Here is a 14,262-nt window from a genome sequence, read left to right on the forward strand (position 1 = left end):
CCCGGGGTAGGGCGGCTGCCATCCCCCGGGGGGCCGCAAAACAGAACTTTCTACGGTCAGCCGTACATGCCGGGAGACGTGGTCGTCCCGTCCTTGATCGCGTGGAGCCCGCCCTTCTCGTCGCGCCAGATCCGCCAGCCGCTCTGGCTGCCGGTGAACCACGTGGGCGGGGTGTCGGCGGAGTCCATCCGCTTGCCGGTGGCCAGGTCGAACTCGCACAGCGCGGCGATCGAGTAGAAGCCGGGGGAGACGCCGGTGAGCTTCAGCGGCTGCGGGTCGGTCACGCAGAACGACCACCCCTTGGCGCCCTTCACGTCCGACGGCTCACCGTTGATCATGTTGAAGGCGGTGCCGGGAGCGCTGTGCTTGAGGAAGCCCAGCGTCTCCATCTTCGGCGGGAAGGCGAGCCACCAGCCCGTTCCGGGCACCTGCGCCGCGGTGATCTGGCCGACCACCCGCCCGGACTCGCCGTCCAGCCGGGCGAAGCCGCCGTACTGGCCCTGCTGATCGACGGGGCGGACGACGGGCGAGCGCGCCGGGTTGCCGCTGGGGTAGACCCGCACCACCGACGGCCGCATCCACTCCAGGACGCCGTCCGTGAGCCGGACCGAGAACAGCCCGAACGGCGAGGTCTTCTTGGTGCGCGCGTCGGTGTACGGGGCGACGTAGCCGACCAGGGTGGTCCCGGTGGAGCCGAAGGACCAGCCGCCGGACATGTTGACGCCCTCGCCGAGCGCCTGCTCGACCGGCAACTGCCACAGCGACTTGCCGGTCTTCATGTCGTGCGCCTCCAGCACGGGGTGGGATGCCAGACGCAGCAGCACGACGCGGTTCGGATCCGACCACTCCACCTCGGCGATGCCGGGGAGCCGCCAGATCGTCTTGCCGGTCAGGGGGTCCAGCACGACGAGCCGGGCCGTGCTGAGCGCCGTGTGCTCCGACAGGCAGATGTACGGCCCGCACTGCTGGGGCCCGAACGTCGAGTGGACGGGCCTGGTCCATTTCTGCCGGCCGGTGTGGGCGTCCCTCGTGACGAGGGTGGCGTTCCACTGGCCTTGCTTGACGGGGTCGATCGCGGCGACGACGGTCTGGCTGCTCCCGGCGTCGACGATCGCGGGGGGCTGGACTCCCATGCCGGGCAGCCGGCCGGTCATCGTCGCCGGCGTCGACCAGAGCTTCCTGCCCGTCTCCTCGTCGAGCGCGACGGTCTCCAGGGTGCCGTCCGGCTTCATCGAGGTGGTCGCCGCCACGCCCGCCCCGGTGGTGATGCGGCTGACGGCGTTGACCTCGGAGTTCTGCCAGGTGGGGTACTTCTTCGCGGCGGCGGCGTCGCTCTGGGAGCAGCCGGCCAGGGCCCCGCTGGTCAGCAGGGCGGCGGAGGCGATTGTGAGGGTGACTTTCGCGTGGGGCCGGTTCATATCACTCCTACTGGGGGTGACGGCCAGGTCGCGAAAGGTGACCGGCTTCAGGCGCTCTCGGACATCGGCCCGGGACGTCGGCGGAGCAGCGTCGCCCACCGTCCCTGGGGGCCGACCGCCCGGCCGGCGACCCGGGTCGCGCTGACCTCGGTGCCGGGTTCTTCCACGGCCATTGCCGCCAAAAGGTATTGCGAACCTTCGACGCGCTGGGGCTCGGGCTCGGGCCACAAATCCAACGCGGCGCATACAGACGGTAGCACTGTGTATGCGGCCTGTAGGTAACCTCTGGCAGATGGGTGATAGCGATCGGGGCCGAACATCTCGGCAGGGTTCGTGTCGAACTCGGGTCCGAGCAGGTCGGCGAACGCGACCGTCCGGCCGCCCGCCTCCACCACCGCCACAGTCTGCGCCGCGGCGAGCTGCCGGGACCACCGGCGCGTGACCCAGCGCAGGGGCTGCGGGATGGGCCGGATCGAGCCCAGGTCCGGACACGTCCCCACGACCACCTCCACCCCGGCCTCGCGCAGCCGGCGCACCGCCTTCTGCAGGTGCCGTACGGCATGGGCGGGGAGCGTGGCGGTGGTGACGTCGTTGGCGCCGACGAAGATGACCGCGATGTCGGGGTGGGCGGCGAGCGCGCGGTCCACCTGGGGGCCGAGTTCGGCGGAGGCCGCGCCCGACTGGCCGACGACGGTGAGACGCACCGGGCGTTCGGCGACGGCGGCCAGGCCGTTGGCGAGGTTGACCGCCGGGGTTTTTTCAGGGTGGGTCATACCGAGCCCGACGGAGGTCGAGTCGCCCAGCATGACCATGGTGATCGGGTCGCCCTCGAAGCCGCCGTACACGCCGTCGGACGCGGGGCCGTCCATGCCGTGCGGGTTGCCGACGATCCGGCGGGCGATCAGCGCCTCCGCCATGAGCAGGCCGTATGTCGCGACTCCCAGTGCCGTCAGGCCCCCGCCGCCCATCGCGGCCGCGGTGGCGATCCGGCGCGCGGCACGCGCCGCTCCCGGCGTCCAGAGCACCTGCTCTCCCGTTTGTGACGGTACCTTTTGGTAGAGAAACTAGCCCAGTTCCGGCCACCCCCTCGGGATGACGGCTTCAGGCAGGCTGACAAAGCTTCGGTAAACCAAGGTGGTCTTCGCGGTGCGCGTACACGATTCACTGATCGAGCTCATAGGTGACACCCCGCTCGTCCGGCTGCGCAAGGTCACGGCGGGGCTGCCCGCGCAGGTGCTCGCCAAAGTCGAATATTTCAACCCCGGTGGGTCGGTGAAGGACCGGATCGCGCTGCGGATGGTCGAGGCCGCGGAGCGGAGCGGCGCGCTGAAGCCCGGCGGCACGATCGTCGAGCCGACCTCCGGCAACACGGGCGTCGGCCTGGCCATCGTGGCGCAGGAGAGGGGCTACAAGTGCCTCTTCGTCTGCCCGGACAAGGTCGCCCAGGACAAGATCGCGGTGCTCCGGGCGTACGGCGCCGAGGTCGTGGTCTGTCCGACGGCCGTCTCGCCCGATCACCCCGACTCCTACTATTCGGTGTCGGACCGGCTGGCGCGTGAGACGCCGAACGCGTGGAAGCCCGACCAGTACTCCAACCCGGAGAACCCGGCCAGTCACTACCTGTCGACCGGTCCGGAGATCTGGGAGCAGACCGAGGGGCGGATCACCCACTTCGTCGCCGGCGTCGGCACGGGCGGCACGATCAGCGGCACCGGTCGCTACCTCAAGGAGGTCTCGGGCGGCCGGGTCAAGGTCATCGGGGCCGACCCCGAGGGCTCGGTCTACTCCGGCGGCACCGGCCGGCCGTACCTGGTGGAGGGCGTGGGCGAGGACATCTGGCCCGCCACCTACGACACGACGATCTGCGACCAGGTGATCGCGGTCTCGGACCGCGACTCGTTCGCGATGACCCGCCGCCTCGCCCGCGAGGAGGCGCTGCTGGTCGGCGGCTCCTGCGGCATGGCCGTGGTGGCCGCGCTGCGGGTCGCCCGCAACGCCGGGCCGGACGACGTCGTGGTCGTGCTGCTGCCCGACAGCGGCCGCGGCTACCTCTCCAAGATCTTCAACGACGAGTGGATGGCCGACTACGGCTTCCTCACGACGTCCACGGACGAGGGCCTGGTCGGCGACGTGCTGCGCCGCAAGAGCGCGGGGCTGCCCGAGTTCGTCCACGTCCACCCGCACGAGCCGGTCGGCACGGCCATCTCGATCATGCGCGAGTACGGCGTCTCCCAGCTTCCCGTCATGAAGGAGGAGCCCCCGGTCATGGCGGCCGAGGTGGTCGGCTCGATCATCGAGCGCGACCTGTTGGAGGGCCTCTACCGCGGGAAGGTCTCCTCCGACGACCCGCTGGGCGACCACATGTCCGCGCCGCTCCCGATGATCGGCTTCGGTGAGCCGGTCTCGCGGGCGGTCGAGGCGCTGGAGAAGGCGGACGCGGCCGTGGTCCTCGACGACGGCAAGCCGGTCGGCCTGCTCACCCGTCAGGACCTGCTCGCGTTCCTCGCGTCGAACTGACGCGTCCGGCCGGGACGACGAGATCGAGCCGGACGAACGAGTGGGACGTCGGGCTGAACTACTTGGGAAGGTTGCGTTCGCGATGAACGAGGGTTTCGAGACGCTGGCCATTCACGCCGGCCAGGAGGCCGATCCGCACACCGGGGCCGTCGTGCCGCCGATCTACGCGGTCTCCACGTACAAGCAGGACGGCGTGGGCGGGCTGCGCGCGGGCTACGAGTACAGCCGGTCGGCCAACCCGACCAGGACCGCGCTGGAGGAGTGCCTGGCCGCCGTCGAGGGAGGCGCCCGCGGGCTGGCGTTCGCCTCCGGGCTCGCCGCCGAGGACACCCTGCTGCGGACCGTGTGCGCCCCCGGCGACCACGTCCTGATCCCGGACGACGCCTACGGCGGCACGTTCCGGCTGTTCGCCAAGGTCCTGGAGCGGTGGGGCGTGTCGTACGAGCCGGTGTCGATCGGCGACGTGGACGCCGTCCGCGCCGCGGTGCGCCCCGAGACCAAGGTGATCTGGGTGGAGACACCCACCAACCCGCTGCTCGGCATCGCCGACATCGCCGGGCTGGCGTCGGTCGCCCACGACGCGGGGGCGCTGCTCGCCGTGGACAACACGTTCGCCTCGCCGTACCTGCAGCAGCCGATCGGGCTCGGCGCGGACGTGGTGATCCACTCGACCACCAAGTACGCCGGGGGCCACTCGGACGTGGTCGGCGGCGCGCTGGTGGCGGCGTCGGCCGAGCTGGGTGAGCGGCTCGCCTACCACCAGAACGCCATGGGCGCGGTGGCCGGGCCGTTCGACGCCTGGCTGACGCTGCGCGGGCTCAAGACGCTCGCCGTACGGATGGAGCGGCACTGCGACAACGCCGAGCGGGTGGTCGAGCTGCTGGCGTCCCACCCGAAGGTGACGCAGGTGCTCTACCCGGGGCTGCCCGAGCACCCGGGCCACGAGGTCGCGGCCAAGCAGATGCGGCGTTTCGGCGGGATGGTGTCGTTCCGGGTCGCCGGAGGCGAGCAGGCCGCGGTCGAGGTGTGTAACCAGGCGAAGCTGTTCACGCTCGGTGAGTCCCTCGGCGGCGTCGAGTCGCTGATCGAGCACCCGGGACGGATGACGCACGCGTCGGCCGCCGGGTCGCCGCTGGAGGTGCCCGCCGACCTGGTCCGCCTGTCGGTCGGCATCGAGACGGCCGACGACCTGCTCGCCGACCTGTCCCGGGCGCTCGGCTGACGATCAGAACCTGTTTCGTGGATCTCTGCCGTAGCGAGGATCGGCCGGATGGACGCCTCGCAGTAGGCCGAAAGGATCCACGAAGCACTCCCTAGTGTCGTGACTGAGGCACTAGCGAGTCGAGGCGAAGAAGACCATCAGGAAGAGGATCACCAGCCAGATCACGGCGGCGATGCCGCCCATGGCGGCGATCCTGCCGATCTGCACCCTGGCGTCGTCCTTCGGGCTCTCGCTTGACAGAGCCCGGAGGGCGGCGCCCTGGTCTCGCTCGATGAAGACCATGAGCACGGCAGCGACGACGAAGAGCGTCATCGACGCCGAGAGCCACGGCGCGCCCAGGTCGCTGCCGCCGAGGATCAACCCGGTGATGAACACGCCCAGGGTCAGCACCCCGAATAGCCGGGTGCTCCGCCGCAGGTAGCGCAGGACCGCGACGTCACGCTTACGGATATAGCGCGGGACGGAGCTGGTCACCGCGGTCAGCGGACCGATGGCGAAGATCGCGAAGCCGATGTGGAGCCACAGCACCACCTTGTCGAGAAGCGACATGCGCCTGAGGCTATCCCCTCATTGATCCCACCGGGAGAACTGCCGCGCTCGCCGGTGGATTCCACCCGTCGGTGGCGCGGTTGTCACTGGTCGGCCGAAGTACGTTGGCACTTGGCGCAGTCATGCTCCAGGTTGCTCACATACCGGCAGGCGGTGTGGTCGACGTAGCGGCCGAGGAACCATCGCGTACCGGATGCGAGGTAGCCCGATTTGGGGTCCGTGATGGATCCGCGCCGGTCCTCGACGTGGATGCCGATCACGATGACCGCGAACACGCCGATGATCCCGCCCGCGATGACCAGCACTCCGATGAGCAGCACCTGGGACATCCCGCCCTCCCTTCCCCGTGATCTCGTGACTCTTGACGCGGAAGCGGTGGCAGCCGACGTCCGTCCTCCACTAGGGTGTGTGCCTTCTGACACTGCTCACAGGTCTCATACCAACGAGTGGCCTATGTACAAACGGGTAGGGGCATGGTGAGTGGAACTTCTAACCGGTGAGTAACAAATCGAGGGAAAGGGGAGGTGCGACGTGCCCCAGCCGCTGTACCGGCAGGTGGCCGAAGCGCTCCGCCAGAAGATCACGAGCGGTGACGTGCCGCCCGGCGCCCAGCTTCCGTCCGAGCCGGAGTTGGAGAAGCGATACGGCGTCTCACGCAACACCGTCCGGCTGGCGCTCACGGCGCTGGCGAACGAGGGGCTCGTGGAGTCGCGCCAAGGGCGTGGGACCTTCGTGCGTGACCGCATCACCTTCACCGTGCTCGCCTCCGCGGAGGAAGGGGGCTCGGCGGGGCACGGCAAGGACGCGTTCGTGGCCGCGGTCACCGTCCACGGCCGCAAGGCGGAGCAGGTCGACTTCCGGATGGAGGTCCGCACCGCGTCGCCCGAGGTGGCCGCCCGCCTCCAGGTGGACGAGGGGTCCCTTGTGGTCGTACGCAGGATGCGCCGCCTGATCGACGGCCGCCCCTGGTCGATCCAGGAGTCCTTCTACCCGATGGACGTCGCGGAGGGAACGCGGCTCATGTCGCCCACCGATATCTCGTACGGGACGATCACGGAGATGGCGCGGCACGGCCACACGCAGGTGGGGTACCGCGACGAAGTGCTGAGCAGGATGCCCACTCACACCGAGGCCGCTTTCCTCGGTGTTGGGACGGGTGTCCCGGTGCTGGAGATGTTCCGCACCGCCTATTCGACGGAGCGCGCGATCCGTCTCACCATCAATGTCTACGCCGGTGACAGCACGCAACTCGCGTATGAGATCGGCGACGTCGTTGCCGGGCAGGAAGCGGCGCAGTCCACGGAGGCGTCGTGAGTTTCGGCCTGCGACTGGCCCGCCGCGACGACGTCGACGAGCTCATCTTCCTACGGGATGAGGCGGCCACCTGGCTGCGCAAGAAGGGGTCGGACCAGTGGGCCTCGACGTGGCGCGGGGACGCCGACCACCGTCGCCGGCTTCTCGTGGGCGTCGATCTGCGCGCCACGTGGATGGTGACATGGCGGGGGCGGCCGGTCGCGACCGTCACCGTCTATGACGAGGACCATCCAGGGATCTGGCGGCGCGCGCCGCACGGTCACGAGCCGGCGCTCTATCTGCACCGGCTGATCGTCTCCCGTCGTATCGACGGTTGCCGGGGGCTCGGTGGCCGGATTCTCGACTGGGCGGTCGCCTGCGCGGAGTTGGGTGGCGCTGGCTGGCTCCGGGTGGACGTGTGGACGACCAACACCCGGCTGCACGACTACTACAAGGGCAAGGGATTCGTCCCCGCCGGACTGATTCCGATGGACGTGCTCCACGAGCTGGACTGGGACGACTATCCGTCCCGGGCGCTTTTCCAGCGGAAGCTCGCCCCCCGGAAGGACCCGGCGTTCGTCATGGACGAGGCAGCGGCTGGCCGGCTCTGGAACCAGATGGTTTCAAATACCTAATACCGGGATAAAACGTCATTCAGACAGTGATGTCTGGCTTGGTAATGGCCACGGGCAGATCGGGAGGCCTGCCGTGACACGAACCCCAGAGCCGTACAGCCAGGAGTGGCTGAGGCTGCCCGTTCCCTATGTCCGCCAGGTGGCCGAAGCGCTGGGGGAGCGCGTCGCCCGCTGGTGGGACGATCCGTTCGATCCCCGTGACGCGACCGTCGTGCTTGCCGACGGCACCGCCCTCGTCTGGGACGAGGAGAGCGGATGGCGGCACGGCCGCTTCGTCTCCGGCGAGCGGGGCACGCGCACAGAACTGGCCGATGGCCGCTATCTCGGCGGTGGCGTGCTGCCGTCGGCCGAGCGGGTGACGGCCCTCCTCGACGACACGACGTACGGGAGCCCCCGGCGTCCCATCTACCGGCACTACACCGATCTGGACGACGGCTTCGACCGGGCGCTCGCCGGTTTCGCCCCGATCACCGTCTAACTCGCCGCCGCCGGGACCGTCGCGCTGTCGCTATCGGGCCCGGCGGCGGCGCAGGAAGTCGCTGACCACGTACTCGCCGAGGCGGTCGGCGCCGGGGGAGAAGACCCGGCCCCCGTTGCGCCGCGCGACCTCGTCGACGAAGTCGCGCAACCGCTCGTCGGCGGCCAGCATGAACACGTTGATGGTCGCCCGCCGCCGGGTCATTTTGTCGACCTCGGCGAGGGTGAGTTCGAGGGTCTCCGGGGACGGCGGCCAGTCGAAACGGGGGACGCCGTTGCGCATCAGGTGGGCCGTGGGCTCGCCGTCGGTGACGACCAGCACGACCGGCTCGAAGTCCGGGTGCCGGTCCAGGTGGCGGCCGGCGATCAGCAGCGCGTGGTGCAGGTTCGTGCCCTGGACCATGTCCCATTCCAGCCCGGCCAGTTCGTCGGCCCGCAGCACCCGCGCGTAGTTCGAGAAGCCGATGATCTGCACGGCGTCCTGCGGGAACTTCGAGGTCACCAGCGCCTGCAGGGCCAGCGCCGTCTGCTTGGCCGCCGCCCAGGTGCCCCGCAGGGCCATCGAGTACGACAGGTCCACCAGCAGGCAGACCGCCGCCGCCGACCGGCGTTCGGTCTCCACGACCTCGAAGTCGTCCACGGAGAGGGAGATCGGGGTGCCGCCGCCGCGCCGTACGGCGTTGACGATCGTGCGGACCACGTCGACGGGCTGCTCGTCGCCGAACCGCCAGGGGCGGGTGGAGCCGGTCAGCTCGCCGGCGGCACCGGCGTCCCGCTGGTCGTGGTCGCCGCGGCGGCTGGACTCCAGCGAGGAGAAGGCGCGGCGGAGCGCGGTCTCGCCGAGGCGGCGTACGGCCTTGGGAGTGAGTTCGAGTTTGCCGCGGTGGCGGCGGAGGTATCCCTGCGACTCCAGCTCGCGCTCGATCCGGCGGAGGGCCTCCAGGTCGTCGACCGCGGACCGGCCGAGCGCGCGGCGGACCGCCTCCTCGTCGACGTCGTCCAGCCGGGCCCCCGGGTAGTCCTGCCGGAGGGCCGACTCCAGCTCGCCGAGGTCGGCCAGCTCCTGCAGGGCCGTCACGGCGTCGCCCATGCCCATCGGAGTCTCGCCGGAGAACCGTTCGGGGGTGTCCCAGGCGAGGTCGGGGCGGCGGGCGTAGAGGCTCTCGCCGAGCCGGCGCATCTGCTCCGACAGTCCGGCCTGCTCCAGGGTCTGCTCGATCAACCCGGACAGCTCGGCCCGCTGCTCGGGGGTGAGCGACGCCAGCAGCCGTTGCGCCGCCGCGGCCCGGCGGGCGAGTTGGTCGACGAGCTCCTCAAGGTTGCGCGGGTTCTCCGGGAACATGTCCCCGTATTTCCGCATAAATTCCGCGAAGTCCTCGGGGGTGTGTTGTCCGCGGGCGTCCCGTTCGAGCATGTCGGTGAGGTCGGCCAGCATGTGGCGGACCCGTTCCATGGCGGCGGGGTCGGGGTTCGCCAGGGCGTCGCGCATGCCGCGGAACCGGCTGTCGAGGATCTCCCTGCGCAGCAGGTCGCGCAGTTCCTCGAAGGTGCGCCGCGCCTCCGGCGAGCGCCAGTCGTAGGAGGCCAGCTCGCGGATCGCCCGCGAGGTGTCCGAGGGCAGCGCGTCGAGGAGCGCCTCACGGAAGCCCGTGTCCTCCGAGGGGGCGGCGCCGGGCTCTCGCCGGAGCTCGGCCCGCTCCTGCCCGATCGCCTTGTCGAGCAGGGCACGGGCCTGTTCCAGCGTCCCGTCGAGCCGGGACCCCGAGCGCAGCTCGCGACGGCGGTGCCGCACCTGGCGGAGCAGGTCGTCGAGCCCGCGCCGCTCCGGGGCGCCGGGCAGGCCGCGCCGCAGCAGGTCGCGCAGCGCGTCGAGAGGCGTGGCCCCGGAGAGGACGGCGTCGCCCATCTCGTCCAGGGCCTCACGTACGTCGTACGGCGGAGCCAGTGGATCAGGCCCGTCGTGATACTCCCCGTACCGGTAAGCCACGCCACCACGCTACCCGCTGCGCGGCCGGTTCTCCGGTCCCCGGATCGGCAGAGAAGCCTCGGAGACCGACGGCCTGGCCGCCCCTTGCGGCACAGGAGAGAGCGGAGCGGGCGGGAGTGAGGACCGCGGCGAAGGCCCGGCGAAGCGGGCTTTGTGAGGACCGGAGCTTCCGGACGGCGCAGCGAACGCCCATCACGGGAACCGCGTCTGTCCGGGAGCGGGTCACCCGCAGGTGTCGCCCTGGCAGGGGTAGATCTCGCGGATCTCCATCAGCTCGCGGCTCGCCTTCATATAGTCCACCTTCACCTGGATCGTCTTGAGCGCGCGCAGCGCGCGGGTGAGGTCGGCGGCCGTGCAGCGCCGCGTGCCGACGCCGTTCCGGTCGGTCGTGGTGGGCTGCTGCGAGTTGTCGGCGCAGGACCGCCCGGTGCGGTAGAAGACCACCGTCCCGTTGTACGGCAGCGCGATCGGGGCACCCGCCTTCTTCATGAAGGAGTAGCCCATGTTCGGCACCCGCTTCACCTTGTAGGGCGTGAACGTCACGGCGCCCCGCCCTCCGGAGGCCATGCCGAACGCGTTCGTGGGGGCGTCCGGCGGGTTCAGGAGCTCGCGTACCCGGGTCGCGGCGCCGGTGGCGGGGTCATACGTGACCATGACCGGGACGGTGCCGAGGCTGAGCGTGAACGACAGGTCCTTGCCGGTGCAGCGGGTGGTGCCGATTCCCTTGGCGTCGATCGCGACGGAGCCCTCGGTCTCCTTGAGGTCGCAGGCGGTGGTGACCCGGCGATAGTCCAGCGACGATCCGTACGTCATCCGTAGTTCCTTGGCGGAGGCGATCGGCAGGAGGCGGTGCCGCGTGCCTGTACGCGTCGCCTTCCTCGGGCTGACGATCATCGCGCCCGCGCCGTCGGGGCGGGCGAAGCCGTAGACGGTGCGGGTGGAGGCGGCCTGGACGGCGCCGGCCGCGCTCGTGGCCCGCTGGGCCGTGGCGCCCTCGGCCGCCTGGGCGCCGGAGGTCAGGGCGACCGCGACCAGGGCGGCGATCGAGAGCGGGACGCGACCTTGGCTGATCATGATGGGGGCTCCTCTGCTCTTCAGCGATCGATGCGCTGATTGAGATGGCCCCGTCGCCGGAAAGGTTGTGCGGCGAAGGTCACGATCAGGTCATGTCCGGTAGACGCTGCCCCCGGCCGACTCGTCCTTGGAGAGGCGGCGCATGAGATACAGGCCTTCGAGGGCGAACTCCAGGGCCGCCGCGGCGTGGCCGGGCGACTCGTCGCCCTCGCCCATGCCCAGCGCCGACATGATCCGCGACAGGCCCTCCACCCGGCCGATGCGGCGCAGGAGCTCGGTGGCGGGCACCAGCTCGCCGGACTCCACCTGCGCGCCGTCCGAGAACCGGGTGAGCAGCGCGGACAGGTCGATCCCGCCCAACGTGCCGCGGAACGTTTCGGCGGTCGCCCGGCGCAGCAGGTGGGCGAGGATCTCGACCTCGCGCCCTTCCTCGCTCACCTCGAACTCGACCTTCCCGCGCAGCGTGTGGACGACGCCGGGCAGGTCGCACACCCGGGCCACGGCTCGCTCCTCGCCCGCCAGCGCGGCCCGCCGTACGGCCGAGGCGGCGGCGGTCTCGGCGGCGGCGATCGAGAAGCGCGCGGAGACGCCGGAGCGGGCGTCCACCGCGGTGGACTCGCGTACCAGCCGGGTGAAGCGGGCGATGACCTCGACAAGATGGTCGGGGAGGTCGGCGCCGAGCTCGCGCAGCCCGGCCTCCTGCCGGATCAGGACCAGCTCGTCGGCGATCGTGCGCGGATAGTGCGTACGGATCTCCGCGCCGAACCGGTCCTTGAGCGGCGTGATGATGCGGCCGCGGTTGGTGTAGTCCTCGGGGTTGGCGCTGGCGATGAGCAGGATGTCGAGCGGCAGGCGCAGGTTGTACCCCCGGACCTGGATGTCGCGCTCCTCCAGCACGTTGAGCAGCGAGACCTGGATCCGCTCGGCGAGGTCGGGCAGCTCGTTGACCGAGAAGACGCCCCGGTTGGTGCGCGGCACGAGGCCGTAGTGGACGGTCTCGGGGTCGCCGAGGGTGCGGCCTTCGGCGATCTTGATGGGGTCCACGTCGCCGATGAGGTCGCCCACCGAGGTGTCCGGGGTGGCGAGCTTCTCGCCGTAGCGGTCGTCGCGGTGCCGCCAGGACACGGGCAGGTCGTCGCCGTGCGCGGCGGCCAGCCGCCGGCACCGTACGCAGACCGGGGCGTAGGGATGGTCGTTGATCTCGCAGCCCTTGACCACCGGCGTCCACTCGTCGAGCAGCCCGGCGACGGTGCGGATCAGCCGGGTCTTGCCCTGGCCGCGCTCGCCGAGGAGGACCAGGTCGTGGCCCGCGATCAGCGCGCGTTCCAGGTGCGGGAGCACGGAGTCGTCGAAGCCGACGATGCCGGGGAACCGCGGCTCGCCCGAGCGCAGCCGGGCGAGGAGGTTCTCGCGGATCTCGGCTTTCACGGTCCGATGGACGTGTCCACTCTCGCGCAGCTCGCGCAGAGTGCTGGGAGCAGGTGCGGGCGATTCGTGCACGGAGTCGAGACTACGTCGCGGCCGGGAGATCCGGCACCCGGGAAGGCGTCGGGATCTCGACTATTGCGTGACGCCTATTGTGCGTTGAACCCCCCGCAGTGGGGAGAATCGGGCAAGAGGGCAATTCGGGACACTATGGTGACCTGGGAGTGTCGACAGGAGGGGGCGAGACGATGGCGGTTTTGACAAGCCGATTCGCCGATGGTCTCGCCGTGGGCACGGATCTCGTGGAGACGGCCGAGGCCGCCATCCGGCAGGCCCTCGCCGGGCTGTCCGGACGGCCCGATTTGGTGTGTTTCTTCATCTGCGGGGACGATGCCGACGACGTCACGCGGGCCGGACAGCGCGCCATGTCCCTGGTTTCGGACGCGCACGTGATCGGGTGCAGCGCCACCGGCGTGATCGGAGACGCGCAGGGGGTGGAGCTCCGGCCGGCGGTGAGCGCGTGGGCCGCCTCCCTCGGCGACGCCGAGGTGACCACCTTCGCCCTGGAGACGCTCCGCACCGAGGACCGTTTCGTGGTCATCGGCCTGCCAGAACGCGGGCCGGAGGACAAGGTCGCCATCCTGCTGGCCGACCCCTACAGCTTCCCGACGGACGCGTTCGTCGAGCACTCGGCCGAGGTGCTCGGCAACCTGCCGATCACCGGCGGCCTCGCCAACGCCCTGGCCGGCCGTGACTCGGTACGCCTCTTCGCGGACGGTGAGACGTACACGGAGGGCGCCATCGGGGTCATCCTGGGCGGGCCGGTGAAGGTGAGCACCGTGGTGAGCCAGGGCTGCCGCCCGATCGGGCCGACGATGGTGGTCACCCGGGCCGAGGAGAACCTGCTGCTCGAACTCGCCGGCCAGCCGGCGCTCGCCCGGCTCGAGGACATCGTGAGCGGGCTCGGCGAGGCGGACCGCGAGCTGGTCGCCTCCGGGCTCCAGATCGGCCTCGCCATGGACGAGTACGCCGAACGCCACGAACGCGGAGACTTCCTCATCAGGGGCGTGCTCGGCATCGACCCCGAGCGGGAGGCGGTCGCCATCGGGGACGTCGTGGAGATCGGCCGGACCGTCCGCTTCCAGGTCAGGGACGCCGAAACCGCGGACGAGGACCTCTACCACACGCTCGACGAGCACGTGAACACCGGCGGCCGGGTGGACGGCGCGCTGCTGTTCTCCTGCAACGGGCGCGGGTCGGCCATGTTCGGCTCGGCCGACCACGACGCCCTCGCCGTACGGGACACGCTGGGGCCCATCGGCGTGGCCGGGTTCTTCGCCGCCGGAGAGCTGGGTCCGGTGTCCGGGCAGAACCACGTGCACGGATTCACCGCGTCCATCCTGGTCTTCTCGTCGTAGGTCGTGTCTGGCGGACCGCGCCGACCTGCCGAAGGCGCGGCCGGGCGTTGCCGGGGGCTCTGGGGCGGCTTTCGCGGCGCGGCGGGCGTTTCGCGATGGCGAGACCGCCGGCCAGGCAGGTCAGCGGGATGGTGGGGATGACATAGCGGACATCTCCCCCCAGGCGCGAGGCGGCCGGAATCTTTACGCGGGACCTCATGTCTCGCGCCGGCCGGCACCCTCTACTCGCTCTTTCCGCTACTTGGCG

13 protein-coding genes are annotated in these 14,262 nt (G+C 70.6%); 6 read left to right on the forward strand and 7 right to left on the reverse strand.

From position 1 onward, the window contains the following. Positions 1–56 precede the first annotated feature (56 nt). Both AWQ71_RS20005 and AWQ71_RS20010 read right to left on the reverse strand, forming a co-directional pair. Positions 57–1,418 (reverse strand): outer membrane protein assembly factor BamB family protein, encoded by a 1,362-nt coding sequence (locus AWQ71_RS20005; RefSeq protein WP_067135366.1) that lies wholly within the window; start codon positions 1,416–1,418, stop codon positions 57–59. Between the two features lie 47 nt (positions 1,419–1,465). Next, positions 1,466–2,443, reverse strand: a complete 978-nt coding sequence (locus AWQ71_RS20010; RefSeq protein WP_245658377.1) for an SGNH/GDSL hydrolase family protein — start codon at positions 2,441–2,443, stop codon at positions 1,466–1,468. A gap of 121 nt (positions 2,444–2,564) precedes the next feature. Here AWQ71_RS20010 and AWQ71_RS20015 point away from each other — a divergent pair, with 121 nt between their 5' ends. Both AWQ71_RS20015 and AWQ71_RS20020 read left to right on the forward strand, forming a co-directional pair. Further along, the gene (locus AWQ71_RS20015) at positions 2,565–3,935 is read left to right on the forward strand and encodes a cystathionine beta-synthase (RefSeq protein WP_067135597.1); all 1,371 of its coding nucleotides are present in this window, start codon (positions 2,565–2,567) and stop codon (positions 3,933–3,935) included. Between the two features lie 82 nt (positions 3,936–4,017). After that, positions 4,018–5,157 carry a cystathionine gamma-synthase gene (locus AWQ71_RS20020; protein ID WP_067135367.1) on the forward strand — a complete coding sequence of 380 codons (1,140 nt, stop codon included), beginning with the start codon at positions 4,018–4,020 and terminating at the stop codon, positions 5,155–5,157. A 111-nt stretch (positions 5,158–5,268) separates the two neighbouring features. Here AWQ71_RS20020 and AWQ71_RS20025 read toward each other — a convergent pair whose 3' ends face one another. Further along, complete coding sequence (locus tag AWQ71_RS20025) at positions 5,269–5,706, reverse strand: DUF2269 family protein (RefSeq protein WP_067135368.1); 438 nt, start codon at positions 5,704–5,706, stop codon at positions 5,269–5,271. An 83-nt stretch (positions 5,707–5,789) separates the two neighbouring features. Beyond that, a complete protein-coding gene (locus AWQ71_RS20030; RefSeq protein WP_067135369.1) occupies positions 5,790–6,035 on the reverse strand; it encodes a hypothetical protein in 246 nt (81 codons plus the stop codon). 202 nt (positions 6,036–6,237) lie between these two features. Here AWQ71_RS20030 and AWQ71_RS20035 point away from each other — a divergent pair, with 202 nt between their 5' ends. From AWQ71_RS20035 to AWQ71_RS20045, 3 genes are all read left to right on the forward strand, one after another. After that, a complete protein-coding gene (locus AWQ71_RS20035) occupies positions 6,238–7,020 on the forward strand; it encodes a GntR family transcriptional regulator (protein ID WP_067135370.1) in 783 nt (260 codons plus the stop codon). Next, on the forward strand, positions 7,017–7,634 hold the full coding sequence (locus AWQ71_RS20040; protein ID WP_067135371.1) for a GNAT family N-acetyltransferase: 618 nt from the start codon (positions 7,017–7,019) through the stop codon (positions 7,632–7,634). The genes AWQ71_RS20035 and AWQ71_RS20040 overlap by 4 nt, the downstream gene beginning before the upstream one ends. Before the next feature lie 73 nt (positions 7,635–7,707). Then, entirely contained in the window at positions 7,708–8,112 is a 405-nt protein-coding gene (locus tag AWQ71_RS20045; RefSeq protein WP_067135373.1) for a DUF6292 family protein, read from the forward strand. Between the two features lie 30 nt (positions 8,113–8,142). Here AWQ71_RS20045 and AWQ71_RS20050 read toward each other — a convergent pair whose 3' ends face one another. The 3 genes from AWQ71_RS20050 to AWQ71_RS20060 all read right to left on the reverse strand — a co-directional run bounded on the left by AWQ71_RS20050 (position 8,143) and on the right by AWQ71_RS20060 (position 12,672). Next, entirely contained in the window at positions 8,143–10,098 is a 1,956-nt protein-coding gene (locus AWQ71_RS20050; protein WP_067135374.1) for a vWA domain-containing protein, read from the reverse strand. Between the two features lie 222 nt (positions 10,099–10,320). Continuing rightward, complete coding sequence (locus AWQ71_RS20055) at positions 10,321–11,172, reverse strand: hypothetical protein (protein WP_067135375.1); 852 nt, start codon at positions 11,170–11,172, stop codon at positions 10,321–10,323. 90 nt (positions 11,173–11,262) lie between these two features. Then, positions 11,263–12,672, reverse strand: coding sequence for a sigma 54-interacting transcriptional regulator (locus AWQ71_RS20060; protein WP_157570452.1), 1,410 nt, complete (start codon positions 12,670–12,672; stop codon positions 11,263–11,265). Positions 12,673–12,845: 173 nt separating this feature from the next. On the opposite strand from AWQ71_RS20060, the gene AWQ71_RS20065 reads away from it, so the two are divergent. Beyond that, entirely contained in the window at positions 12,846–14,015 is a 1,170-nt protein-coding gene (locus tag AWQ71_RS20065) for an FIST signal transduction protein (protein ID WP_067135376.1), read from the forward strand. The last annotated feature ends 247 nt before the right edge of the window (positions 14,016–14,262 follow it).

Origin of the sequence: Microtetraspora malaysiensis (assembly GCF_001528665.1) — a bacterium.
Classification (GTDB): domain Bacteria; phylum Actinomycetota; class Actinomycetes; order Streptosporangiales; family Streptosporangiaceae; genus Microtetraspora_A; species Microtetraspora_A malaysiensis.

What these genes read in the sequence shown, in the direction of transcription:
- AWQ71_RS20005 (WP_067135366.1), bottom strand. Translation starts at nt 1,418, where the DNA reads ATGAACCGGCCCCACGCGAAAGTCACCCTCACAATCGCCTCCGCCGCC.
- AWQ71_RS20020 (WP_067135367.1), top strand. Translation starts at nt 4,018, where the DNA reads ATGAACGAGGGTTTCGAGACGCTGGCCATTCACGCCGGCCAGGAGGCC.
- AWQ71_RS20025 (WP_067135368.1), bottom strand. Translation starts at nt 5,706, where the DNA reads ATGTCGCTTCTCGACAAGGTGGTGCTGTGGCTCCACATCGGCTTCGCG.
- AWQ71_RS20065 (WP_067135376.1), top strand. Translation starts at nt 12,846, where the DNA reads ATGGCGGTTTTGACAAGCCGATTCGCCGATGGTCTCGCCGTGGGCACG.
- AWQ71_RS20055 (WP_067135375.1), bottom strand. Translation starts at nt 11,172, where the DNA reads ATGATCAGCCAAGGTCGCGTCCCGCTCTCGATCGCCGCCCTGGTCGCG.
- AWQ71_RS20030 (WP_067135369.1), bottom strand. Translation starts at nt 6,035, where the DNA reads ATGTCCCAGGTGCTGCTCATCGGAGTGCTGGTCATCGCGGGCGGGATC.